This is a genomic window from Arthrobacter sp. Y3223166 (assembly GCF_059090935.1).
In genome coordinates this window covers 300,884-324,770 of the sequence record NZ_JBNHGE010000001.1, presented here as the reverse complement: position 1 = coordinate 324,770, position 23,887 = coordinate 300,884, and the positions used below count along the sequence as shown (strand labels likewise).

The following is a 23,887-nucleotide window of genomic DNA, read 5'->3' as shown; positions in this document are numbered from 1 at the left end:
CGGGAAGGCGTGCAGCAGCGGACGAAACGGGTAACCTGCCGCCGGCCCCGGATCTGTGGCCTGTGGGCCGCCGACAGTAGTCTTGGACCATGCCCGGGTCCCGCTCTTCGCGCCGCACGCCGCTGCGCATCGTGGTGCCCAGCCGCAACGACCCGTTCCTGAAGCAGTTCACCGAAATGGTGGGCGGTCCGTTGGGCCGGCACAGCGCCCCGGGCCTGGTGTCGCCCGGATTTTTCACCGTGGAGCGGGTGCTGATCATCTTGACCACGCTCGCGGCGCTGCTTTCCGTCCTGGTCAAGACGCCGTGCCGGCTGGCCGGGTGGGAGCTGCCGGACTATTTCTACATGGGCTGCTACTCGGACTGGCCGGTGCTCTTCGAGTCCCGCGGGCTTGCCGGCGGCGTGATGCCGTTCGTCACCGCGGGAAGCTCCTTCGAGTACCCCGTGCTGCTGGGACTGGTGGCCGGGGCCACGGCGTGGCTGGTTCCCGGCGAGGGCACGTCTCCGGAGCGGGCCCTGGCCTATTTCGATATCAACGCCACCCTGGTGGCCGTGGTCTGGCTGGTCACCGTCATCGCGACGGCGCGGATGAGCCACCGGCGGCCCTGGGACGCGGCGATGGTGGCGCTGGCACCGGGCATCGTGCTCGCCGGGACGATCAACTGGGATCTCTGGGCGGCGATGCTCGCGGCGCTTTCGATGCTCGCCTTCGCCCGGCGCCGCCCGGTCCTGGCCGGCGCGCTGGTCGGTCTCGGCGCCGCGTTCAAGGTGTATCCGGTGCTGATCCTCGGTCCCATCCTGCTGCTGGCGGTGCGGACCGGCAGGTACCGCCCCCTGGCCCGGGCCGGGCTGGCGGCGGCCGCGGCATGGGTGGCGGTCAATCTGCCGTTCATGCTGCGCGACCTCGGCGGCTGGTTCCACTTCCTGGACTACAGCCGGCAGCGCGAAGCCGGTTATTCGTCCCTCTGGTACGCCTACAACCTGACGGCGCAGCGGCAGCAACTGCCCGTCCTCAGCCCCGAATTCATCAACGCCGCCTCCCTCCTGCTGTTCGCGGCCGCCTGCGCGGGCATCGCGCTCCTGGCCTGGACGGCACCTCGTCGCCCGCGGATGGCGTCGCTGGTGTTCCTGGTGGTGGCGGCCTTCGTGCTCACCAACAAGGTCTACTCACCGCAGTTCGTGGTGTGGCTGGTCCCGCTGGCCGTGCTGGCCCATCCCCGCTGGCGCGACTTCCTGATCTGGCAGTTCTTCGAGGCGATGCACTGGTGGGCCACCTGGATGCACCTGGGCCAGGTGACGAGCGGCGGCGAAGCGGCACGCAACCTGGACACGCCGTACTACGTGCTCGCCGTCGTCGCACATATAGCAGCAACGGCATACATAGCGGGGAAGGTTGTCCGCGGCATCTGGCTGCCGGAGCATGATCCGGTCCGCCGCGTGGACACCGACGACCCGCAGGGCGGGGACTACGACGGCGCGTCGGACAGGTTCACGCTGGGTCTGCCGGGTGGCGCCCCGGGGAGGGGCGCCGGACCGGCGGCCGCCGAGGGGAACGGGCGGCCCGAAAATTCCTCGTCGGGCATAGATGCCGTGCGGCGGCCCTCGACCTGGCCGGGCCTTGCCGGTGAGGCGGCGCAGGCCACAAGGTTGAAGCCCCAGCGGGAAGGAGATCCAACGTGACGGACGTAGCGGTAGTCGGCGCCGGGCCGAACGGGTTGGCGGCGGCCGTGATCATGGCGCGGGCGGGCCTCGGAGTCACGGTCTTCGAGGCGGCAGCCACGCCCGGCGGGGGCTCCCGCACCGTGGAATTGATGGAGCCGGGCCACTGGCACGACGTCTGTTCCGCGGTCCATCCGATGGCCGCGGCCTCGCCGTTTTTCCGGGACTTCGGGCTGGACCAGCGGATCGAACTGCTGGTGCCGGAGGTTTCCTACGGGCAGGTGATCGACGGGGCCGCCGCGGCGGTGGCCCACCGCGACCTCGACCGGACCGTGGCCGGGCTGGGAGCCGACGGCGGCGCGTACCGGCAGTTGATGGAACCGCTCGTCGCGCGGACCGATGCGCTGCTGGAGTTCACCATGGACCAGCTCCTCCAGGTGCCCGCGAGCCCGGTGACGGCCTTCCGCTACGGGCTCCGCACCCTGGAGCAGGGCTCTCCCGCCTGGAACCTGCGCTTCAAGGAACAGTTCGCACCGGCGCTGCTGACCGGCGTCGCCGCGCACACCCCCGGCGGGGTGCGCCGCCTCTCCTCCGCGGGCGCGGGGTTGATGCTTGGCGCGCTCGCCCATGCCGTGGGCTTCCCCCTGCCCGCCCGGGGCTCGCAGGCCATCATCGAGGCCATGGTCGAGGACCTGCAGGCCCACGGCGGCCGGCTCGAGACCGGGCACCGGGTCGCGTCGCTCGCCGAGCTGACCGACGCCGAGGCGGTGATGCTGGATACCTCGCCCACGGAACTCCTGCGGCTGGCCGGTGGCCGGCTCCCGTCCCGCTATGCGCGCGCCCTGCAGCGCTTCCGCTACGGACCGGGCGCGGCCAAGGTCGACTACATCCTGTCCGGACCGGTTCCGTGGGCCCATCCGGACCTGCGCCTGGCCGGCACCGTTCATCTGGGTGGCACACGGGAACAGATGGCAGCCTCGGAACGGGACATTGCCCGCGGCCGGCACTCGGAAGACCCGGTGATCCTGACGGCGCAGCCCGCCGTGGTCGATCCGTCCCGGGCGCCCGCCGGGCGGCACGTGCTCTGGACCTATTGCCATGTCCCGGGCGGTTCCACCCGGGACATGGAGCCGGTCATCACCGCTGCGCTGGAACGCGCCGCCCCCGGCTTCACCGACCTGGTGGTGGATTCGGCCAGCATGTCCGCGGCCGACTACGAGGCCTACAATCCCAACTACGTCGGCGGCGACTTCGGCACCGGGGCCGTCAGCCTGCCGCAGCTCGCGGCGCGTCCGGTGCTGAGCCGGAGGCCCTGGCAGACCCCGCTGCACGGCGTCTATTTGTGCTCGGCCGGGACGCCGCCCGGCCCCGGCGTGCACGGCATGGCCGGCTACCGCGCCGCCGAGCTGGCCCTGCGGGAGCAATTCGGTCTCGCTGTGCCGTCCCTGAGGCCGTAAGCCATGGATCAGCGGGTGGTGCCGGTGGAAGATGGTCACATGGATCCTGTCGCGGCCCTGAACGAAATCGCCTTCTGGCTGGAGCGTGAACTCGCGCCCACGTACAAAGTGCAGGCGTTCCGGCGGGCGGCCGCCGTCGCCGGCGGGCTGGAGCCCGCCGAACTGGCCGAGCGGGCGCGCACCGGCCGGCTGAAGAGCATGAAGGGGATCGGTGCCAGCACCTTCGTGGTGATCCAGCAGGCGGTCGACGGCGAGGTCCCGGACTATCTGGCGAAGGTGCGGGAGCGCGCCGCCGCGCCCCTGGCCGAGGGCGGCCGCGAGCTGCACCAGGCCCTCCGCGGCGATTTGCACAGCCACAGCGACTGGTCCGACGGCGGCTCGCCGCCGGAAGCCATGGCCGATGCCGCCCGCTGGCTCGGCCGCGACTACCTTGCCCTGACCGACCACTCGCCCAACCTCACGGTCGCCAACGGCCTCAGCGCGGAGCGGCTGGCCAGGCAGCTCGAGTTGGTCGAAGAGCTTAACGCTTCAGCGGACGGCTTCCGGGTGCTGACCGGGATCGAAGCCGACATCCTGGAGAGCGGCGAGCTGGACCAGTCACCGGAGATGCTCGACCGGTTGGACGTGGTGGTCGCCAGCGTGCATTCGAAGCTGCGGTCGGACCGGGGCACCATGACCCGCAGGATGCTGGGCGCCATCGAGAACCCGCGCACCAACGTGCTCGGCCACTGCACCGGGCGGCTGGTCAAGGGATCGCGCGGCACCCGCCCGCAGTCGGAGTTCGACGCCGGGCGAGTGTTCGCAGCCTGCGCGGCGAACAACGTCGCCGTCGAAATCAACTCCCGGCCCGAGCGGCAGGACCCTCCGGACGAGCTCATCCAACTGGCCCTCGACGCCGGCTGCCTGTTCAGCATCGACAGCGACGCCCACGCGCCGGGGCAGCTCGATTTCCTCCACTACGGAGCCGAACGGGCGGCCGCAAACGGCGTCCCGGCCGAACGGATTATCACGACCTGGCCGGTGGAGCGCCTGCTCGAGTGGTGCCGCGAGGGCCGGTAGCCCGCCTGCTCGGGCGGACCCGGGCTTCCCCAAAACGCCGCCGGTTTAGCTATGGTCCTGAAGTATGCTGAACAATTTTTCCAAGGCGGCCTTTGCGGTGCTGGTCATGCTGCTGATGACCTCCTGCGGGCTGCAGGTGCCTGCGGACCCGGAAGGGACCTTGGACCGCATCAGCGGCGGAACTCTTAGGGTGGGTGTCTCGCACAACCCGCCTTGGACGGAAATCCGGGACGGCGCGGAGCCCACGGGCTCCGAGGCGGACCTGGTGAGGCAATTCGCGGCGACCCGCGACGCGACCATCGAATGGGCGGCGGCCGGCGAGGAATCCCTGATAGGGCAGCTGGAACGCGGCGAACTTGACCTTGTCATCGGCGGCCTGACGAAAAAGTCGCCCTGGTCGGACAAGGCAGCCCTGACCCAGCCCTACGCCGAGGGCCGGGCCCCCGACGGAGGCAAGGAAGAATACGTCATGGCGTCGAAGATGGGCGAAAATGCCTTCCTGCGGGAACTGGAAAAGTTTCTTCTTGATCGGAAGGAACAGGGATGAATACCAAATTCGGCCGCACCGAGCTGCCCGATGAGCAGGAAAAGGCCCTTCGGCGGGCCATCAAGATCCAGTGGATCACCATCGCGGTCCTGGCCGTGTCGGTCACGCTGGTCTTTTTGGTTATGGGTAATTCGCAGGCGATGAAGGCGGCCTGGATCGAAGACATGCTCTCCCTCGCCCCTCCCATTGCGTTCCTGCTGGCGATGAAGATCATTAACCGGCCCCCCAACCGGAAGTACCCCTACGGGTACCACCGGTCGACCGGGATCGCGCATCTGGTGGCCGCGGTGGCACTCTGCACCATGGGCGCTTTCCTGGTCGTCGACTCAGGCATGGGCCTGCTGAAGGGGGAGCACCCGCCCATCGGATCGGTCCAGCTGCTCGGCCACACCATCTGGCTCGGCTGGCTCATGATCGCCGTCATGGCAGCGACCGCCGTCCCTCCGGTCCTGCTCGGCCGGGCCAAGGAAAAACTCGCCGAGCAGCTGCATGACAAGGTCCTCTATGCGGATGCGGACATGAACAAGGCGGACTGGAAGACCGCCGCCGGCTCCATCGTCGGGGTCGCCGGCATCGGAATCGGTCTGTGGTGGGCCGATGCCGCCGCCGCGCTGTTCATCGCCGGGGGAATTCTGCGCGACGGCTACAAAAACATGCGGAGCTCCGTCACCGACCTGATGGACACCCGGGCCACCACCTTCGACGACTCGGAGCCCCACCCGCTGATCGAACGCATCGATGATTATCTGCGCCAACTGGAATGGGTAGAAGAAGCGGGCTCGCGTGTCCGCGACCAGGGCCACGTGCTGCACGTTGAGGCCTTCGTCGTCCCCCGCGACGGACGTGTCCCCGCGGTCGATGTCCTCGAAGAGGCGCGGGACGGCTGCATCGATCTGCACTGGATGATCCACGACACGGTTCTGGTGCCGGTCTCCGAACTGCCCGAGGAAGCAGGCGGAGCATCGGAGCGCCAGTCCGAGAGGAACCTCTGAGCGCTCCCCGTGCGGCGCGCCCCACCATATATCGTGCAAGGAGGCCCTGCTGCCAGGGCCTGACAACATCACGACGGCGGTGCACGGCTGCCGCAAGGAGGTACAGATGCGTCTGGGGACAGTACGGCGGAACGGGACCACGCAGGCGTTCCGGCAGGATGGCGGTGCCACCGACTACCTGCCGGCCAGGGATGTCGGCGAACTGCTAAGGGGTGGGGACTGGCGGACCCTGCCCGGCGAGCGGGGCCCTGCGCCGGCGGCGTCGGAGCTGGACATGCCGATCCTGCATCCGGGCAAGATCCTCTGCGCCGGCCTGAACTATTACGCGCACGCCGAAGAAGTGGGCCAGGAGGTTCCCAAATACCCCACCATCTTCACCAAGTACCCGAACGCGCTGGTCGGCCCGGTGGACGACGTGGTGCTGCCCGCGGCCAGCACGAAGATCGACTGGGAGGCCGAGCTGACCGTGGTGATCGGTTCCCGGATCCGGTACGCCGACGACGCCGCCGCGCGGGACGCGATCGCCGGCTACACGGTGATGAACGACGTCTCCGTCCGTGACTGGCAAGGCCGCACCTCGGAATGGTTCCAGGGCAAGAACTGGGACCGGATGACTCCGGTGGGCCCGGTCGTCGTCACGGCAGACGAGCTGGATCCGGAGGCGGGGCTGGCGGTGGAATGCGAGCTGGACGGCGTGTCCAAGCAGTCGGGCAACACGTCGGACCTGATCTTCTCCTGCGCGCAACTGGTGTCCTACGTCAGCCAGTTCATGACCCTGGGACCCGGTGACCTGCTGGCCACCGGCACCCCGGCCGGCGTGGGACTGGCCCGGAAACCGCGCGAGTGGATTCCCGCCGGGGCGCGGCTGGTGACGAGGATCGAGGGAATCGGCGAATTGCACAACCGCTGCGTGGCCGAAGAGCCGCGCTGAAACGTCGAATTTCTTCCTCCGGCGTCCTAGGATCAAGGAGTGGCACAAACACGGCTGTTTGGGCGTGACCGGGAGGTGGCGCAGTGGCGCGACCTCGCCACTGCCGTGGAATCCGGCCGCAGCATCGAACTGACCGTCAGCGGCCCGTCCGGAATCGGCAAGACATCCCTGCTGGAGACGGTGTGCGCCGAGGCCTCCGCGCGCGGCTGGAAACTGCTGCGGGCGGCCGGCGCCGCCCGCCGTTCGCTGCCCGGATCCATGTTCTGGCAGTGGTTCGCGCCGCTGGCCCAGCAGGTGCCGGACCACGGCCCGCCCTTCGACGGGCAGGGCCGGGTGCTGCATTCCTTCCTGACCTACGCGGGCGGTCCGCTGCACAAGGACGCCCTGACCTATTCCGCCTCCTGGGTCCTGCGTTCGCTGGCCCAGGAGGGACCTGTGGCCGCCGTGGTGGACGACGCCCAGTGGCTCGACGAACTCTCGCTCCAGTCGCTGTCGGACATGGCGGGCCTGCTGATCGACGTCCCTTTGCTGCTGCTGCGCGGGGTGCGAACCGGCCGGGGCGCCGAGCGCGGCGACGGGATCCTGGCGGACTCCTTGCTGCTGGGGGCCGACGACGGCGGTGCCCGGGGCAGTGCCTCCCGCGCCGACGGCCGCGTGCACTGGCCGCTGCAACCGCTGGACCGCCAGGCCGTGACCGAGTGGACGGCCAGCCGGAGGCCCGCCGCGGACCACGTCGTGGCGGCACGCATCCATGCGGCGGCCGGGGGAACGCCGTTCTACGTCCACGAGCTCCTGGAGGGCGGCGCGGGGGCAGGTCTCGATGCCGCCGGAACCGGTAAGGCCCAGGCGGAAGCCGCGGTGCTCCAAGACCGCCTCGACCGGCTCTCGGCGGACGAGCGGGCGGTGCTGGACGCCGTCGTCGTCCTCGGGGAGGACGCGAGCCACCAGCTCTTGGCGCGTATGACGGGGCTGCCGCCGGCCGACCTGACCCGGGTGTTGAAACGCCTTGCCGCCGCGCGGTTCTTCAGCGCCCTGCTTCCGCGCCCGCGGATCCAGCATGCCCTGGTGGCCGAAGCGGTGCTCGCCGCGCTGGAGCCCGAACGGCAGGCCGAACTGCACGGCCGGGCGGCTGCCGCCCTGACGGCACAGGGCAGCGAAAGCGCCGTGGTGGCGGGCCACCTTCTGGCCACCAAACCGGGCGCCGACCCTGCCTCGGCCGAAGTCCTGCTTGATGCCGCCGGGGGAGCCCGCCGGATCGGCGCAGCGGAACTCGCTGTCCGGCTCATCGAACGGGCCATGGCGGAGAACGGGCTGGCGCCGGATCTGCAGCGCCGGATCGCGATTGAAGCGTCGCTGGCCCATCAGGCCGCCGGCCACCTCACGCAGGCGGAGGTGCTGGGACGGCGGGCGCTGGCCATGACCCACGGCACCCGGGCGCGCGTGGAGCTGCTGCTGGAGTTCGCCGAGGCACGGTATTCAATCAACCGGATAGAGGAAAGTTCGCGTTACTACAGCCAGGCCCTGGGCGAACTGGACAACGACGGCGACCCGCACACCGAGCTCAGGCGGCGGGTGGTTGCGCTGGCAACAGGGGCGGGGTTCCAGCAGCTGCAGTTCTCGGAGGAGTACCGTCAGGAGCTGGCGAGCATCCTGGTGCAGGACCCGGCCCGGGACGGCCCGAGCGACCGGCTGTTGCTGGTGCAGGAGGCGCTGCGCCTGACCGTGACCGGAACCGATGCCCAGCGCAGCGGGGAACTGGCCCTGCGGGCGTGCGCCGGCGGAAAACTGCTGGCGGAGGTCGGCGCGGAATCCAACATCATCAACTACGCGACCGGTGCGCTCAACGGCTCGGAACAGGACGCCGCTGCCCTGGAGCTGCTGGACGCGGCCATCGCGGAGGCGCGGGCCAACTCCTCGCCGATGGCGAACGCCACCCTGACCTATTGCCGCGGCGCCATCCACTTGAACCGGGGTCGGCTGCGGTTGGCCCAAATGGACCTGGAAACGAGCATGCAGGCGGCAGACACCGGCTGGCGGACGTACCTGGAGGTAGCCTGCGTGACGCTGGCCGAGGTCTACCTTGCCCGGGATGACCTGGCCGCCGCCGACGCCCTGCTCAAACGGGTCCCGCTGGCGGAAGAACGCGTGCCGCTGGTCCAGGCGATGGCGCTCCAGCTGCACGGAGTGGTGGCCGCCGGACACGGCGACCACCAGCTGGCGCTGGAATACTTCGCCACCGCCATGGACCTCGACGCCGGCCTGGGCCCGACATTGAACCTGTGGACGCGCAGTGCCATCGAATCCGCCGCCCGTGCCGGGCAGACCGAATACGCCTCCGCGGTTGCCGCCGACCTGCTCCAAGAGGTCCGTTCCTTCGGTGCTCCGCGCCTGACCGGCACCGTGATGCGGGCCGCCGCGCTGGCGCAGCCCGGGCCGAGCGCCGTCGTCATGCTGCGCGAAGCCATCTCGCTGCTCGAAGCCCACGAGGGCCGCTACCAGCTGGCACTGGCCCTGGCCGACCTGGCCGAGATCTGCCTGCAGCCCGCACGGGGCGACGCGCTGTCGGTGTTCCGGACGGAAGCGCTGGCGGCGGCCCGCAAGGCGCTGGTCCTTGGGAACCGGATCGGGGCCGCCGCGGTGGCCCGGCGCATGACCCGCCTGCTCGGGCAGCAGGATCTTCACCTGCCGCTGATCGCCGAGAACAAGGCCGACCGGCTGACGCCGGCCGAGTACCGGGTCTGCTCCTTGGCGGCCAGGGGACTCACGAACCGCAAGATCGCGGCCGAACTGTTCATCACCATCAAGGCGGTGGAGTGGCACCTGTCCCGGTCGTTCGCCAAGCTCGGGATTGCGTCCCGCAAGGAATTGGCGGCCGTGTTGGACCGGCAGGACTGACCCGCGCCAGGGTTAGCGCAGCGGCACACCCTAGGTTTTCCTAACTAGGGTGGATTGATCTGGCAAACGGAAGCCGCCGGGACCATGATTGAAGGTGTCAGCAACCGGAACGGGAGACCACACCGGAGGCGGCGGCACCCCGGATCCGAGTTGGGGGGACATGCCTTAGGGCGGTGGATCCGATGCCGCACACGAAATGGCTCGAAGTGAGTTGGCTAATGGGGAGGCCTGACTTTGGGCCATTTCGTATGTCTGCGACCATGACAGACTGGATCCGTGGCCCATCTCGACGTCTCCAACATCGCATATTTCCTTTCCGACGGCCGCCAGCTGCTCAACGGCGTCGGCTTCAAGGTCGGCGACGGTGCCAAAACCGCGCTGATCGGACCCAACGGCACCGGCAAAACCACCCTGCTGCGGATCATCGCCGGCGACATCGCTCCGGACGAAGGCGCCGTGGCACGCTCCGGCGCCATGGGCATCATGCGGCAGTTCGTCGGCCAGGTCCGGGACGGGACCACGGTACGCGACCTTCTGGTCGGCGCCGCCCCGCCGGCCCTCGCCGCCGCGGCACGAGCAGTGGATGAAGCCGAACTGGCCATGATGGAGCACGACGACGAGCCCACCCAGATGCGGTACGCGCAGGCGCTTGCGGACTGGGGCGACGCCGGCGGCTACGAGCAGGAGACCGTCTGGGACGAGGTCACCTCGGCCGCCCTGGGCGTGCCCTTCGACCGCGCGCAGCACCGCACCGCATCGACCCTGTCCGGCGGTGAACAAAAGCGCCTGGTGCTGGAAGCGCTCTTCGCCGGCCCGGACGAGTTGCTGCTGCTGGACGAACCGGACAACTATCTGGACGTGCCCGGCAAGCGCTGGCTGGAGGAGAAGCTGCGGGAATCGCGGAAGTCGGTGCTGTTCGTCAGCCACGACCGTGAACTGTTGGCCAATGCCGCCACCAGGATCGTCACGCTCGAACCCGGCGCCCTTGGCGCCACCGCCTGGGTCCACGGCGGCGGCTTCGAGAGCTACCTGCAGGCCCGGGACGACCGCAACGCCCGCTTCGAAGAACTGCGCAAGCGGTGGGACGAGGAGCACGCCAAGCTCAAGGAGCTGGTGAACATGTACAAGAACAAGGCCGCGTTCCGCTCCGACATGGCCAATCGGTACCACGCCGCCCAGACCCGGCTGGAGAAGTTCCTGGAGGCCGGGCCGCCGGAGGCCGTGCCGATCGAACAGAACGTGCAGATGCGGCTCAAGGGCGGGCGGACGGCCAAACGGGCGGTGGTGGCCACCAAGCTGGAGCTGACCGGCCTGATGAAGCCGTTCAGCACCGAGATCTGGTTCGGCGACCGGGTGGGGGTGCTGGGCTCCAACGGTTCCGGCAAGTCCCACTTCCTGCGCCTGCTCGCCGGCGGCGGCACCGACCCGGAGAAAGAGCACCTGCCGGTCTCCGAGGTCCGGATCGCCCACGTGCCGCACGCCGGCACCGTAAAGCTAGGGGCCAGGATCCGTCCCGGCTTCTTTGCCCAGACCCACATCCGCCCCGACCTGCTGGGCCGTTCCCTGGTGGACATCCTGCACCGCGGCGACGACCACCGCTCCGGCCTGGGACGCGAGGCCGCGGCCGCCGTCCTGGACCGCTACGGCTTGGCCCGGCAGGCGGAACAGCTGTACGACTCGCTCTCCGGCGGGCAGCAGGCCCGGCTGCAGATCCTGTTGCTGGAACTTTCGGGCGCCACCCTGCTGCTGCTCGACGAGCCGACCGACAACCTGGACCTGCATTCCGCGGAGGCGTTGGAGCGGGCCATCGACGCGTTCGAGGGCACGGTGCTGGCCGTCACCCACGACCGCTGGTTCGCGCGCAGCTTCGACCGGTTCCTGGTGTTCGGCTCCGACGGCAGGGTCTACGAGAGCGAAACCCCGGTGTGGGACGAGGAACGCGTTGTCCGGGAGCGCTGAACCGCCCGGCGTCGGGGAGAACGTCGAGGAGGGCGAGGCCGCGAAGCGCCGGCCCGGTGCACCGCGCGGCGAGGCAAGACAGCGCCCGGCCGGCGATCCGACCCGCCCGCTCCGGGCCGCCACCTACGCGACCTTCGCCATCTTCGGGCTCAACGGGCTGGTCTTCGCCAGCTGGGCGGCCCGCATCCCGGCGGCCGCGGCGACGCTGGACATCAGCGCCGGCAGCATCGGCGCGCTGCTGCTGGCCCTCGGCCTCGGCTCGGTCATCTCGCTGCCCCTGGCCGGCCCGCTTGCCGCCAGGATCGGCACGGCCAACAGCGTCCGGGCCGGCGGGCTGATCGCGGCCGTCAGCGCGGCCGGACTCGCCGCCGCGCTGGCGGCCGGCTCCTTTCCCGCCGCCGCCGCGGCGCTGTTCTGCTACGGCGTGGGCGTGGCCTGGTGGGACGTGGCGCAGAACATCGAAGGCGCCGACGTGGAGCGGAAACTGCTGCGCACGATCATGCCGAAGTTCCACGCCGCCTTCAGCCTGGGGGCGTTCGCCGGAGCCATGGTCGGCGCCTGGCTCTCGGTGCTCGGGGTTTCGCTGGCCGTGCATCTGGCAGTGCTCGCGGTGGTGGTCGCGGCCGCCACGTGGGTGGTGCCGCGGGCTTTCCTGCCCCACCGGCCCCAGCATGACGACGACGGCGGGGCCCGCCCCGGCCGCTTCGCCGCCTGGCGGGAACGGCGCACGGTGCTGATCGGCGTCGTCGTCCTCGGGGCCGCCCTGACCGAGGGCGCCGCCAACGACTGGATCGCCCAGGCCACCGTCGTCGGGCTCGGCGCCACCGAGGCGACGGGCGCGGTCATGTTCGGGGTCTTCGTGGCCGCCATGACGCTGCTGCGCCTGGCCGGCGGGCGGTTCATCGACCGCTGGGGACGCGTGGCCGTGCTGCGGGTCAGCCTCGGCACGGCCCTGGCCGGCCTGCTGCTCTTCGTGCTGGCTCCGAACCTTCCGCTGGCCTTCGCCGGGGCCGTGCTCTGGGGCGCCGGCGCTGCCCTGGGCTTTCCCATGGGCATGTCCGCGGCCGCGGACGATCCGGCCCGGGCCGCGGGACGGGTGTCGGTGGTCTCGACCTTGGGCTATGTCGCGTTCCTGGCCGGCCCACCTTTCCTCGGCTTCCTGGGCGAACAGGTGGGCCTCCGCAACGCCCTGCTCGCCGTGGCCGCGGTGATGGTCGCCTCCCTGCTGACCGCCCCGGCCGCCCGCGAACAGCGCCCCCGGACCTAGGCGCGCGCAGGCAGCGCAGGTTCGGCCAGCGGCCCCGGTGTGCGTATTTTCTACTGGAAATTAATCGAACCCGGCCCCATCCTTGAAGGACCCCAAAACGAGGGCCTCAATCGCAGGAGGCAAGGGCCATGAGCAATCAACCGGACAATTCGGGGATCAAGGCAAAGCACCGGGCCATGTGGGCACTCGGCGACTATCCCGCCGTCGCCACCGAGGTGATCCCGGCGCTGGGCACGGCACTCGTCGAGGCCAGCGGCATTGGGAAGGGCGACCGTGTCTTGGACATCGCGGCCGGTTCCGGCAACGCGGCCATCCCCGCGGCGCAGGCAGGGGCACAGGTTACCGCGGCGGACCTCACTCCGGAGCTGTTTGAGAAAGGGCGCCGGTTGGCCGAGGAGGCGGGGGTCTCCGTGGACTGGCAGGAGGCCGACGCCGAGAACCTTCCGTTCGGGGACGGTTCCTTCGATGCCGCGATCTCCTGCGTGGGGATCATGTTCGCTCCCAACCATCAGGCGAGTGCCGACGAACTCGTCCGCGTGCTGCGGCCCGGCGGCACGATCGCCCTCGCCAACTGGACTCCGGAAGGCTTCATCGGCCAGATGTTTGCGACCATGAGGCCTTACGCGCCCCCGCCGCCTCCGGGGGCGCAACCACCGCCGCTGTGGGGCCAACAGCAGCACGTGCAGGACCTGCTCGGGGATCGGGCCACCGACGTCGTCGCCCGGCGCGAAAAGCTGACGGTCGAAAGGTTCGCCACCGCCGGGGAGTTCCGCGACTTCTTCAAGGCCACCTACGGTCCCACGATCAACACCTACCGCTACATCGCGGACCAACCCGACCGGGTCCAAGCCCTCGATGAGGAACTCGAAGAACTGGCCAGCCGGCACGATCTCGGCGGCGGCCGGATGGAATGGGAGTATCTGTTGTTCACGGCCCGCAAGAAGTGATTGCGCTGGAAGCGGCCGGAAAGCGGGATCGGGCCCGAGGACCCGTTTCCGTCGCGGGATGCTGTTCGGAAACCGGTTCGGGTTACTAGACTAAGGCCATGGCTGCTGCATTGGTTCGTCCCCGGAATGGCAAGCTGATCGCCGGTGTCTGCGCCGCCCTGGCCGCCCGTTTCGGCCTGCCGAAAGTGCTGGTGCGTCTCGGGTTCGTGATCTTCGGACTGGTCGGTATCGGGGAACTCGTGTACATCGCGCTGTGGATCATGATCCCCAAGTCTCAGGTGTAGTCTTCGCGCCCCTGCCCCCGGCGCTTCCGGGGCCGGAGGTCCCTAATGCCTGCCGTTCAGGCACTGTCCGTTTGCACACTCATGCGCCCAATACGCTCCACTGATGCCGGCCGACGGCACGTCAGGGCTACTCGACGAGCTTGCCCGCTACCGAGTCGTCGACGCCGGCCTCGGCCAGGGACCGGAAGGAGTCCGGGGCAGGGGGCAGGGCCTCGAAGCTGACTCCCTCGGTCGGCGACCAGACGAAGTTGCCCTGCAGCGACGGATCCATCTCGGGAAAGTCCGCCCGGTTGTGGCAGCCCCGCGTCTCACGCCGCTCAAGGGCGCATTCGAGCGTGGCCCGGGCCGCGAGGAGCGAGCCCAGCAGGTCGTAGGCGTGCGCCAGGTCGTCGAACCCGGCGATGTCCGGGTGCGCGGTGACGTGCCGCGCGCGTTCTTCGAGGGCGGCAAGCCGTTGCAGGCCGTCCTGCAGCCCCTGCCCGGTGCGCACGACGCCGGCGTGCTCGGTCATCAGGTTGCGCACTTCGCGCTGCAGCCGCCGGGCTGACTCCGTCCCGCGCTCGCTGAGCAGGGCCTGCATCTCGGCGCGGGCCGACTCGACGGCGGAGGGGTCCCGGCGAACATTGGTGCGGGAGGCCGCGTACTCTGCGGCGTGCTCGCCGGTGATGCGCCCGTAGACGAGCAGCTCGATCAGCGAGTTCCCGCCCAGGCGGTTCGCCCCATGCAGGCCCGAGGACGCCTCGCCGATCGCGTACAGCCCGTCCACGCCGGTGCCGTGGTCCTCCGGGGCCACCCAGACCCCGCCCATGGAGTAGTGAGCGGTCGGGGCGATCTCCATCTTGGTGGTCGTGATGTCCACCATCTGCAGGTCGATCAAGGTGCGGTAGACCCGGGGCAGCTTCTGCAGGATGACCTCCCGCGGCAGATGGGACACGTCCAGATAGACCCCGCCCTTCTCCGTCCCCCGGCCCGAGGCGATCTCGGTATACCCGGCCAGGGCCACCCGGTCGCGGGTGGACAGCTCCATGCGTTCGGGATCGTAGCGCTCCATGTAGCGCTCGCCGAGCGCGTTGGTGAGGATGCCGCCTTCGCCGCGTGCTGCCTCGGAGACGAGTGTGCCGGCAGCGTCGTCGGGCTCCAGCAGTCCGGAGGGGTGGAACTGGACCAGCTCGGCGTCCCGGATCCGGGCTCCGGCCAGGGCCGCCAGGCGGAAGGAGTCGCCGGTGTTCTCGTCCCGCCGGGAGGAGGTGTGGCGCCAGATGCGGGTGTGCCCGCCGGCGGCCAGGATCACCGCGTCGGCGTGGATCTGCACGGGCGTGCCGTCCACGACGTCGAACCCGTAAGCGCCAAAGATGGTACCGTCCGCCACCAGCAGGCGGGTGATGTAGATGCTGTCGATGATGTGCACGTTCAGTTCAGCCGCGCGGCGCATCAGGGTGCGCTGGATCTCCAGGCCGGTGTAGTCGCCGGCGTAGGCAGTACGGCGGTACTTATGCGCGCCGAAGAAGCGCTGGGAAATCCGCCCGTCTTCCTCCCGCGCGAAGGGCATCCCCCACCTTTCCAGGTCCTCGATGCCGTCGGCGGCATTGCGCGTCACGGTCTCCACGATGGCCGGATCGGCCAGGAAATAGGACTCGCGCAAGGTGTCGGCGGCATGCTGCTGCCAGCTGTCCTCGGGATCCATGGTGGCCAGCGCGGCATTGATGCCGCCGGCCGCCAGCGTGGTGTGGGCGTCGTGCTTGCGCCGCTTGCCCACCGCCAGCACCTGGACCCCGCGCTGTGCCAGTTCGATGGAGGCGCGCAGTCCGGCACCACCGGTGCCGATGACGAGGACAGAGGTGGACAACAGTCGCTCAGCGGCGTGCTTTGGGGTCATATCTCCATGCTAGGAACGCAGGTATGATGAGTCCAATGCATTATTCGACTAAACCTGATGTGAAAAGGCTATGATGAGACTCGAGCAGTTGTCCTCCTTTGAGGCGGTGGCCCGGAATGGCCACTTCACCCGTGCCGCCGAGGAGCTCTTCCTCGCCCAACCGTCCCTGAGCCGGCAGATCGCCGCGTTGGAGGCCGACCTGGGCACCAAGCTGTTCCGCCGCGGACCGGCCGGGGTGACACTGACCGACGCAGGCGAGGTGCTGTTGCCCATCGCGCGGCGGATGCTGGGTGACGCGCGGTTCGCCCGCGAACAGATGGACGAACTGGCCGGGCTTCGGCGCGGCCACGTCCGGCTCGGCGCCCCGCCTACCCTGTGCGTCTCACTGGTTGCCGACGTGCTGGCGGCCTTCCGGGCCGCGCATCCAGGAGTGGACCTGCACATCACGGAGGGCGGCTCGCGCTCCCTGGTGGACGCTCTGAACGAGAACGCCCTGGACCTTGCCCTGATGGTCACCCGCGGGGCCGAACCATCCGTAGCCGGCACCGAGCTGATCCCCCTGCTTTCCGAGGAACTGGTGGTGATCTCAGCCGCGGGCTCCCCGATGCCAGGACACGGGAAGGAGCAACCGGGCGAAAGCCCGACCCGGGCCGAGCTCACCCTGGCGGAGCTGGCGGAGATCCCCCAAGTCGCGTTCAACCGCAGCTACGACCTGCGCGGGGCCACCGACGCGGCCTTCTCCGCTGCGGGACTTACCCCGACGATCGCCGTCGAGGGCGCCGAAATGGACGCAGTGCTCCGATTCGTGGAACGCGGGCTGGGAGTGGCCGTGGTTCCGGCCATGGTGGTCATCGACCGCCCCACGCTGGACAGCACCCGCCTGGTGAGCCCCCACCTGACCCGAACCGTGAACTTGGCCCGGCGAACCGACGTCCCGCCCTCGGCCGCGGCAGCTGCCATGCAACAGTTCGTCTTCGAAGCCGTGGACCGACTCGCCGCCCCAGGCACCGACCTCTCGCGACTCGTGACCGTGACGCCGCGTCGCGGATGAGCTCGCATCAGGCAGCAAAGCGGACTCGCTCAACGGACTCCTTCTGCTGCCCGGTGGCGCGGGCAAAGCTCCGTACGCGGCCGAACGCGGGCAGAAAGCCCAAGCGCTGCCGCGGCGGGGCGCCGCTGCACCGTAGGATACTAAGGGTGCTGTTAAACAGGCAGCCGGGAAGCAGGAGACGTTGGCGCCTCATCTAGATCGATCCGGAATGCTGCTCGACGGGCGCTACCTGCTCAAGGAGTTGGCAGGTACCGGAGCGAACGCCAAGGTTTACCGGGCTCGAGATGAGGTTTTGGGGCGGGAGGTAGCCGTCAAGGTTATTCAGCGGCCCACTATGAACGAGGAAGAATTCCACCGCGACAACGCCGAGATCAAGCTTTTGGCCCGGCTAAACCACCCGAATCTGGTGACCCTGCTGGACGCAGGCATCGACAAGATCGAAGCCGGACATCCGCAAATTTATCTGGTGATGGAACTGATTGAAGGCGCCGACCTGAGGGTGCGGCTGGCCGAAGGTGCCCTCCCGCCCCGCCACGTTGCCCAAATCGGCCGCGAATTGGCCGAGGGACTGGCCTACATCCACAACACCTCGGTCGTCCACCGCGACGTAAAACCGGGCAACATCATGCTCTTTAATTACGACGACGACGGGTCGCGCCTGCGCGCCAAGCTCGCCGATTTCGGAGTCGCCATGGTGGTTTCCGATGATGCCCATGTTCCGGGGGTCTACGGGACGGCTGCCTACCTCAGCCCGGAGCAAGCGAGGGGCGAACCGATAGGCCCGCCCAGCGACATTTATTCGCTGGGCCTGGTTCTGCTCGAATGCCTTACCGGCCAGGCTGCCTTTCCCGGCCCGCCGCTGGAGTCGGCTGTTGCCCGTCTGCTGCGTGATCCGGACGTCCCCGCCGGATTCGGGCCGGAGTGGGCAGGGTTGCTGACCGCCATGATGGCACGTGAACCAGAGGAACGGCCCACGGGGCGGGAGGTGGCACTGGCATTGGCTGATTTGGGGCTCGCACTCCGGGGCCGGCACAGGGTGGACGCATCCATAATCCCCGTAGACGAAGATCAACGTATGGAAGCGGTTCGACGCTACGAGATCCTGAACACCCCGCCGGACGGAGCGTACGACCGCATCACCGCACTGGCCTCCCGCCTTCTCGCCGCCCCGATTGCCATTGTCAGCGTGGTGGACCACGATCGCATCTGGTTCAAGTCACACCACGGCCTGGACGTCGAGCAGATCGACCGGGAACCCGGACTCTGCGCCTCGGCCATCCTGCAGCACGGACCCTGGGTCATCAATAATGCGCCCGCGGATCCCCGGGCGTTTGCCAACCCGCTGGTGGCCAGCGACTTCGGGTTGAAGTTTTATGCCGGCGTCCCGCTGAGAACCCGGGACGGATTCAACCTGGGCACCCTCTGCGTACTGGACTTCGAAGCGCGCGACTTCAGCGACGAAGATACTCAGACGTTGGAGGACTTGGCCGCCCTGGTCATGGACGACTTGGAGCTGCGCTTGGAAAGCCGCCGGTACCAGTCGCCCCCTGCCGCTGTGGCGGTCTGAGCACTCCGTGGCGAGGCCCGGTTAGGTGCGCAGCAGGTGTGGTTTCAGGTCCGCAATAGTCGCTGCGCCGATGAGCTGCATTGTCACCTCGATCTCTTTCGCGAGCAGGGTGATCACCCGCTCGACGCCCTCGCGCCCGCCGGCCATGAGCCCGTACAAGTAGGCGCGCCCGATGAGGGTGAAGTCGGCGCCCGCGCACAGCGCAGCGACGATGTCCGCCCCGGACATGATGCCGGAATCGAGGATGATCTCCACCCCTTCCCCGGCTTCGGCCCGCACTTCGGGCAGCGCGCGGAGCGAGACCGGCGCGCGGTCGAGTTGCCGCCCCCCGTGGTTTGAGACGATGAGTCCGTCTGCTCCGGCGTCGAGCGCACGGCGCGTGTCCTCGGCCGTCAGCACGCCCTTGACGAACAGCTTCCCGCCCCACTCCGACCGGATCCATTCAAGGTCCTCGATCGAGAGCGACGGATCGAACATCGAGTTGATCAGCGTGGGCAGGTCCTGGCTGGTCCCGGACAGCGACGCGAACGTGAGCGGGTCGGTGGTGAGGAAGTTGAACCACCACTCGGGCCGGTAAGAGGCATCGAGCACGGTCTTGAGCGTGAGTCTGGGCGGCATTGTCATGCCGTTTCGGGCGTCCCGGAGACGCTGCCCGGCGACCGGTGTGTCCACGGTGACGAGCAGCGTGTCGAAGCCCGAGGCCTCCGCGCGGCGCAGGAGGTCCAGCGATTTCTGCCGGTCCTTCCACAGGTACAACTGGAACCAGCGCCGGCATTCGGGGGCGGTGGCGGCAACCTCCTCGATCGAGCGCGTGCCCATGGTGGACAGCGAGAACGGGATGCCCGCCCCAGCGGCAGCAGCCGCGCCCCCGTCCTCGCCTTCGGCGTGCATGAGCCGGGTAAAGCCGGTCGGCGCAATCCCGAACGGCAGCGATGAAGTCCTGCCCGCGATCGAGGTCGAGAGGTCCACGTTCGCGGTGCCGTGCAGGATGCGGGGGAGAAGCTCGACGGCGTCGAACGCCTCGCGCGTGCGTCTCGCCGTGAGCTCCCGCTGGGCCGCGCCGTCCACGTAGTCGAACGCGGCCGTGGGCGTGCGGCGCTGTGCGATCGCGCGAAGATCCCACACATCCGCGGCGTGCGCGAGCCGCGCAGTCCGGCGATCCAGGGTCGGCAGGTCGAACTTCAGCAGCGGGCGAAGTTCGCTCACACGGGGGAATCTGCGCTTCATGGTGCTACCTCCAAGGTTGTGGAAATCACGGTGCGGTGGTGCCGCGGCCGCGGGCCAGCAGCACAGCGATCACCGAGGACGCGCAGCAGGCCGCAAGGAACAGTGCCGCCGACCACGTACTGCCCTGCGCAGCGGCGATGAGCGCGCCTGCGATGAGGGGGCTCAGGCCCGCCACGATCGCGCCATTGAGTTCGCGCGCGAGCCCGACGCCGGAGAAGCGTCGCTCGGGCGGGAAAAGGTTGGTGAGGAATGCGCCCTGGGCGCCGCTGGTCATCGCGACGACGACGCCGTACCCCACTCCGATCGTGGCTGTCGCAACAGCGACCGACCCGCTCGCCAGGGCGGCGAACAGCGGGAACGCGAACAGCGCGCCGGCCGCGGAACCGATCGCGAGAATCCGGCCAGCTCCGAAGCGGTCGGAAACCCATCCGCCCGCGGGTGTCGCGACCACGCCCGCCAGCGATCCGATCGTGACGGCCAGCAGCGCCTCGGGACGGCTCATCCCGACGGCGGGGGAGGCCATGAAACCGATCGCGAACACCGCCATGATGTAGTTCAGCGCATTGTGGCCAGTGATGGAGAAGAACCCGATCACCACGGCCATCGGGTCCTTGCGCAGGAGTTCGACCACGGGCCGCTTGCGCTTGCGGGCCTCGTCGGCGTGCTCGCTCGCCTGGCGGTATTCCGGCGTCTCCTCGAGTTTGGAGCGGATGAACAGCGCCACGAAGAACAGGACGGCGGAGGCGAGGAACGGGATGCGCCAGGCCCAATCGAGCAGCGCGGCGTCGCCTGCGGAAGAGGCCCAGAGGAAGGCGACGGTCGCGAGGGCGATGCCGGCGGGTGGCGTCGCCAGCACGATGGCAGTGAAGTAGCCGCGCCGTTTGGCGGGGGCGAACTCGGCGACGAGCGTCATGGCCCCCGCGAGCTCGGCGCCCGCGCCGAGGCCCTGCAGGAGCCGGAACACGACGAGAAGGAGGGGTGCAGCAGCCCCGATGGCGGCCGCGGTCGGCAGCAGGCCGATGCCCACGGTCGCGGCACCCATGAGCAGGATCGTCAGGAGCATCGCCGGTCGGCGGCCGTGCCGGTCGCCCAGATGCCCGATCAACACCCCGCCCAAAGGCCGGGCCACGAAGCCCACGGCAAAGGTCGCAAACGCCGCCAGCGACGCCCCGGACCCGGTCTCCGCGAAGAAGAGCGGCCCGATGACGAGGCCGGCCGCCGCGCCGTACAGTGCGTAGTCATACCACTCGATGAGCGTGCCGAGGGTCGCGGCGAAGAGCGCGCGACGAGCGCCCGGGGTAAGCCTTGCGGGACTGCTGGCAACGGCGGTGTTGCTAGTCATGGTTCCTCCTAAGGGCGGACGCGAAGCGATGGTATATCTGAAAGATATTTCTAGCACGCCGTGATATGCTTCACAAGAATGTTTCGTGAGGGGGTTCCGTGGCCGAGTCGATGACCGATCGGGTCGCCGGCGCCTTGCGCCGGCAAATCCTCGCGGGGAACCTGGCCCCCGGATCCCTCGTGGTCGAGCCACGGCTCGCCGAGGAGTTCGGCGTCTCGAAAACCCCTGTGCGGGAGGCGCTGCGCCTGCTCACCACGGAGGGACTCCTGACAGTGCTCCCCAAAAAGGGCTACCTGGTGATGACCATGAGCTCGCATGATGTCGCCGAGGTCCTCGACCTCCGCATGCTCCTGGAGCCGCATGCCTGCGCGAGTGCCGCCGACTATGCGGACCACGCCCTGCTGGCCACGCTGCGGGACCTTTTGGACAATCAGCGCGAGAAGGCCGCTGCTGAACCGCTCGTGAGCATGGAGCACGCCTACTCGTTCCACCGGGCCTTGGCGCGTGGCGGCCGGAACCGCCGGCTTGACGAGTTCCTGGCCCGTTGCCTCGACGAGACCTCCCGCGCCTACCGCGTGCTGCCCGGCCTGCACGCCCACCTGGCGGCCGAGCAGGAACTCGTGGAACACGAGGCCATCTTCACGGCCGTGGCCGCCGGCGACGCCGCGGGTGCGGCCGACGCAATGCGCAGCCACCTGCGCAGCGTACGGTCCGCGATGGCCCGTCAGTTCGAGCGGCCCAGCGACCTCTGGGCTTAGTGCTGGCACCTCTTCCGGTACACAGCAGCGTTCCGGGAACGGTCAGGGGCCGCTCAGGGCTTCCCCCGGTAACGCCCGCCTGCCCGCGGCACGTAGCGTCATCCGTAAGGACGATCCGGCCCGACGCGAAGATCATCCCGCAGTGCGGTGTGCGGCCGGCCGGCACTCCGTAACGTATTCATTGGTCCCGGGAATCCGGGCGCTATTCCATTTACGAAGGACGGTTCAGATGATCGAGGCACAGGGCCTGGTCAAGGTCTACGGAAACAAACCGGCGGTGCAGGGCGTCTCCTTCACCGTGCAGCCGGGTCGGGTGACCGGCTTCCTGGGGCCGAACGGCGCCGGCAAGTCCACCACCATGCGCATGATCATGGGACTGGACCGTCCCACCGCCGGTGACGTCCTGGTCAACGGCAAGCACTACGCCAAGCACCGGGCCCCGCTGCGCGAAGTCGGCGCCCTGCTCGACGCCAAGGCGGTGCACACCTCCCGGACCGCGTACAACCACCTCCGGGCCATGGCCGCGACCCACAGCATCCCCACCAAGCGGGTGCACGACGTGATCGAGCTGACCGGCCTGGGCGCCGTCGCCAAAAAGCGCGTCGGCGGATTCTCGCTGGGCATGGGGCAGCGGCTGGGCATCGCGGCCGCCCTGCTCGGTGATCCGCAGACCGTCATCCTGGACGAGCCGGTTAACGGGCTGGACCCCGAAGGCGTCCTCTGGGTGCGCAACCTGGTCAAGGCACTGGCGGCAGAGGGTCGGACCGTGTTCCTCTCCTCGCACCTGATGAGCGAAATGTCGGTCACCGCAGACCACCTGATCGTCATCGGCCGCGGCCGGATCATCGCCGATGCGCCCATCCAGGACATCCTCAACAACCGGGCGCAGCGGGTGCGCGTACGCACCGACCGGCCCGACGTCCTCACCCGCGCGCTGGCCGGGGAAGGGGTCACCGTCGAAGCCCACGAACCGGAACTGCTGGAGGTCAGCGGCGTCCCGGCGCGGGACATCGCCGAGACGGCCCTCGCCCAGCAGGTGCTCGTCTATGAGTTGACCCCGCTGCAGGCGTCCTTGGAGGAGGCCTACATGGACCTGACCAAGGACGAAGTTGAATACCATTCCGGCCCGGTGGCCGATGTACACGACAACGCCGGCAGTGCAGGGTCGGGACGGCACGCTGCCGTCGCCGCCGGCGTCGGCCAGGAAGGAAAGTGACCATGAGCGCTGCAACCCTGACCCCGCAGGCGGGCCGCGTCACCGGCCCCGGCGTGAGCTTCCCCCGGACCTTGACGAGCGAGTGGATCAAGTTCACCACGCTGCGTTCCACCTGGGTCCTGCTGGCGACCACCGTCGTGGTGATGGTCGGCATCGGGCTGCTCGGCGGCTGGGGCGTCGCCACCGGGATGGAGCAGATGGAGGCAGCCGGCCAGGATCCGGCGGCCGCCGGCATGGATGAGTCCATCCTGTACCTCATGACCAGCGGCGGGATCGACTTCGGCCAGCTGATCATCGGGTCACTGGGCGTGCTGCTGATCGCCTCCGAATACTCCACCGGCATGATCCGCTCCACCATGACGGCCGTGCCGTCCCGGCTGTCGCCGCTGTTCGCCAAGGCGCTGGTCGTCGCCGTCGTCGCAGCCGTCGTCGGAATCGCGTCCAGCTTTGCCACCTATTTCCTGCTGCAGCCGATCCTGGCCAATTACGGCAAAGAATTCGGGCTCGACGTGGAAAACCTCGTCCAGTCCATGTTGCTGTCCGGCCTCTACCTGGCGGTGGTGGCGTTGATGGCGCTGGCGCTCGGATCCTTGCTGCGCAACAGCGCCGGCGGCATCGTCACGCTGGTCGTGCTGCTGCTGGTGCTGCCCATCGTCGCCCAGATCATCCCCTTCGACTGGGTCCAGGACGGCGTGATGCCCTACCTGCCCTCCAACGCGGGACGCCAAATGCTCATGCTCGAAACGGCCGAGGGCGACCTGACCCAGTGGCAGGGCGGGCTGGTGATGGCGGCCTGGGCGGCAGTACTGCTGGCCGGGGCGGCCGTGACCACCAAGACACGGGACGTCTAGGCG

General features: G+C 69.1%; 19 protein-coding genes. 16 read left to right on the top strand and 3 right to left on the bottom strand.

The features are described 5' to 3' along the window. Positions 1–89 precede the first annotated feature (89 nt). The 11 genes from AC5RUH_RS01520 (at position 90) to AC5RUH_RS01470 (ending at position 13,996) form a co-directional block, all read left to right on the top strand. On the top strand, positions 90–1,679 hold the full coding sequence (locus AC5RUH_RS01520; protein ID WP_494074819.1) for a glycosyltransferase family 87 protein: 1,590 nt from the start codon (positions 90–92) through the stop codon (positions 1,677–1,679). Beyond that, positions 1,676–3,115: a phytoene desaturase family protein gene (locus tag AC5RUH_RS01515; protein ID WP_494001177.1), complete on the top strand. Its 1,440-nt coding sequence runs from the start codon at positions 1,676–1,678 to the stop codon at positions 3,113–3,115. Before AC5RUH_RS01520 ends, AC5RUH_RS01515 begins: the two co-directional genes overlap by 4 nt. 39 nt (positions 3,116–3,154) lie before the next feature. Continuing rightward, positions 3,155–4,174 (top strand): PHP domain-containing protein, encoded by a 1,020-nt coding sequence (locus tag AC5RUH_RS01510; protein ID WP_494001176.1) that lies wholly within the window; start codon positions 3,155–3,157, stop codon positions 4,172–4,174. A gap of 64 nt (positions 4,175–4,238) precedes the next feature. Continuing rightward, on the top strand, positions 4,239–4,721 hold the full coding sequence (locus AC5RUH_RS01505; RefSeq protein WP_494001175.1) for a transporter substrate-binding domain-containing protein: 483 nt from the start codon (positions 4,239–4,241) through the stop codon (positions 4,719–4,721). Continuing rightward, positions 4,718–5,713: a cation diffusion facilitator family transporter gene (locus tag AC5RUH_RS01500; RefSeq protein WP_494001174.1), complete on the top strand. Its 996-nt coding sequence runs from the start codon at positions 4,718–4,720 to the stop codon at positions 5,711–5,713. Before AC5RUH_RS01505 ends, AC5RUH_RS01500 begins: the two co-directional genes overlap by 4 nt. A gap of 106 nt (positions 5,714–5,819) precedes the next feature. Further along, a complete protein-coding gene (locus AC5RUH_RS01495) occupies positions 5,820–6,644 on the top strand; it encodes a fumarylacetoacetate hydrolase family protein (protein WP_494024943.1) in 825 nt (274 codons plus the stop codon). A 39-nt stretch (positions 6,645–6,683) separates the two neighbouring features. Next, positions 6,684–9,539, top strand: a complete 2,856-nt coding sequence (locus AC5RUH_RS01490) for a helix-turn-helix transcriptional regulator (RefSeq protein WP_494024944.1) — start codon at positions 6,684–6,686, stop codon at positions 9,537–9,539. Between the two features lie 276 nt (positions 9,540–9,815). After that, positions 9,816–11,498, top strand: a complete 1,683-nt coding sequence (locus AC5RUH_RS01485; RefSeq protein WP_494024945.1) for an ABC-F family ATP-binding cassette domain-containing protein — start codon at positions 9,816–9,818, stop codon at positions 11,496–11,498. Between the two features lie 139 nt (positions 11,499–11,637). Next, entirely contained in the window at positions 11,638–12,765 is a 1,128-nt protein-coding gene (locus AC5RUH_RS01480) for an MFS transporter (protein ID WP_494127714.1), read from the top strand. 128 nt (positions 12,766–12,893) lie between these two features. Beyond that, positions 12,894–13,712 carry a class I SAM-dependent methyltransferase gene (locus AC5RUH_RS01475; protein WP_494127705.1) on the top strand — a complete coding sequence of 273 codons (819 nt, stop codon included), beginning with the start codon at positions 12,894–12,896 and terminating at the stop codon, positions 13,710–13,712. Between the two features lie 98 nt (positions 13,713–13,810). Further along, a complete protein-coding gene (locus tag AC5RUH_RS01470; protein ID WP_494127704.1) occupies positions 13,811–13,996 on the top strand; it encodes a PspC domain-containing protein in 186 nt (61 codons plus the stop codon). Between the two features lie 127 nt (positions 13,997–14,123). On the opposite strand, the gene AC5RUH_RS01465 is transcribed toward AC5RUH_RS01470, so the two are convergent. Beyond that, positions 14,124–15,872 (bottom strand): L-aspartate oxidase, encoded by a 1,749-nt coding sequence (locus AC5RUH_RS01465; RefSeq protein WP_494127703.1) that lies wholly within the window; start codon positions 15,870–15,872, stop codon positions 14,124–14,126. Positions 15,873–15,945: 73 nt separating this feature from the next. Between AC5RUH_RS01465 and AC5RUH_RS01460 the strand changes: the two genes are divergently transcribed. Further along, positions 15,946–16,923, top strand: coding sequence for a LysR family transcriptional regulator (locus AC5RUH_RS01460; protein ID WP_494127702.1), 978 nt, complete (start codon positions 15,946–15,948; stop codon positions 16,921–16,923). Between the two features lie 181 nt (positions 16,924–17,104). Then, positions 17,105–18,490 carry a protein kinase domain-containing protein gene (locus tag AC5RUH_RS01455; RefSeq protein ID WP_494127701.1) on the top strand — a complete coding sequence of 462 codons (1,386 nt, stop codon included), beginning with the start codon at positions 17,105–17,107 and terminating at the stop codon, positions 18,488–18,490. 21 nt (positions 18,491–18,511) lie between these two features. Here AC5RUH_RS01455 and AC5RUH_RS01450 read toward each other — a convergent pair whose 3' ends face one another. Both AC5RUH_RS01450 and AC5RUH_RS01445 read right to left on the bottom strand, forming a co-directional pair. Next, positions 18,512–19,717, bottom strand: coding sequence for an alpha-hydroxy acid oxidase (locus tag AC5RUH_RS01450; protein WP_494013484.1), 1,206 nt, complete (start codon positions 19,715–19,717; stop codon positions 18,512–18,514). Between the two features lie 25 nt (positions 19,718–19,742). Beyond that, positions 19,743–21,059 carry an MFS transporter gene (locus AC5RUH_RS01445; protein WP_494074837.1) on the bottom strand — a complete coding sequence of 439 codons (1,317 nt, stop codon included), beginning with the start codon at positions 21,057–21,059 and terminating at the stop codon, positions 19,743–19,745. Between the two features lie 98 nt (positions 21,060–21,157). Here AC5RUH_RS01445 and AC5RUH_RS01440 point away from each other — a divergent pair, with 98 nt between their 5' ends. The 3 genes from AC5RUH_RS01440 (at position 21,158) to AC5RUH_RS01430 (ending at position 23,884) form a co-directional block, all read left to right on the top strand. Further along, on the top strand, positions 21,158–21,817 hold the full coding sequence (locus AC5RUH_RS01440; protein WP_494001163.1) for a GntR family transcriptional regulator: 660 nt from the start codon (positions 21,158–21,160) through the stop codon (positions 21,815–21,817). Positions 21,818–22,046: 229 nt separating this feature from the next. Next, the gene (locus AC5RUH_RS01435; RefSeq protein ID WP_494049213.1) at positions 22,047–23,033 is read left to right on the top strand and encodes an ABC transporter ATP-binding protein; all 987 of its coding nucleotides are present in this window, start codon (positions 22,047–22,049) and stop codon (positions 23,031–23,033) included. Positions 23,034–23,035: 2 nt separating this feature from the next. Further along, positions 23,036–23,884 (top strand): ABC transporter permease, encoded by an 849-nt coding sequence (locus tag AC5RUH_RS01430; RefSeq protein ID WP_494127700.1) that lies wholly within the window; start codon positions 23,036–23,038, stop codon positions 23,882–23,884. Positions 23,885–23,887: the final 3 nt, after the last annotated feature.

Excerpts from the sequence above, each read along its gene's own strand:
- AC5RUH_RS01445 (WP_494074837.1), bottom strand. The coding sequence starts at position 21,059 with ATGACTAGCAACACCGCCGTTGCCAGCAGTCCCGCAAGGCTTACCCCG.
- AC5RUH_RS01495 (WP_494024943.1), top strand. The coding sequence starts at position 5,820 with ATGCGTCTGGGGACAGTACGGCGGAACGGGACCACGCAGGCGTTCCGG.
- AC5RUH_RS01470 (WP_494127704.1), top strand. The coding sequence starts at position 13,811 with ATGGCTGCTGCATTGGTTCGTCCCCGGAATGGCAAGCTGATCGCCGGT.
- AC5RUH_RS01500 (WP_494001174.1), top strand. The coding sequence starts at position 4,718 with ATGAATACCAAATTCGGCCGCACCGAGCTGCCCGATGAGCAGGAAAAG.
- AC5RUH_RS01450 (WP_494013484.1), bottom strand. The coding sequence starts at position 19,717 with ATGAAGCGCAGATTCCCCCGTGTGAGCGAACTTCGCCCGCTGCTGAAG.
- AC5RUH_RS01475 (WP_494127705.1), top strand. The coding sequence starts at position 12,894 with ATGAGCAATCAACCGGACAATTCGGGGATCAAGGCAAAGCACCGGGCC.
- AC5RUH_RS01430 (WP_494127700.1), top strand. The coding sequence starts at position 23,036 with ATGAGCGCTGCAACCCTGACCCCGCAGGCGGGCCGCGTCACCGGCCCC.
- AC5RUH_RS01505 (WP_494001175.1), top strand. The coding sequence starts at position 4,239 with ATGCTGAACAATTTTTCCAAGGCGGCCTTTGCGGTGCTGGTCATGCTG.
- AC5RUH_RS01520 (WP_494074819.1), top strand. The coding sequence starts at position 90 with ATGCCCGGGTCCCGCTCTTCGCGCCGCACGCCGCTGCGCATCGTGGTG.
- AC5RUH_RS01465 (WP_494127703.1), bottom strand. The coding sequence starts at position 15,872 with ATGACCCCAAAGCACGCCGCTGAGCGACTGTTGTCCACCTCTGTCCTC.
- AC5RUH_RS01435 (WP_494049213.1), top strand. The coding sequence starts at position 22,047 with ATGATCGAGGCACAGGGCCTGGTCAAGGTCTACGGAAACAAACCGGCG.
- AC5RUH_RS01460 (WP_494127702.1), top strand. The coding sequence starts at position 15,946 with ATGAGACTCGAGCAGTTGTCCTCCTTTGAGGCGGTGGCCCGGAATGGC.
- AC5RUH_RS01510 (WP_494001176.1), top strand. The coding sequence starts at position 3,155 with ATGGATCCTGTCGCGGCCCTGAACGAAATCGCCTTCTGGCTGGAGCGT.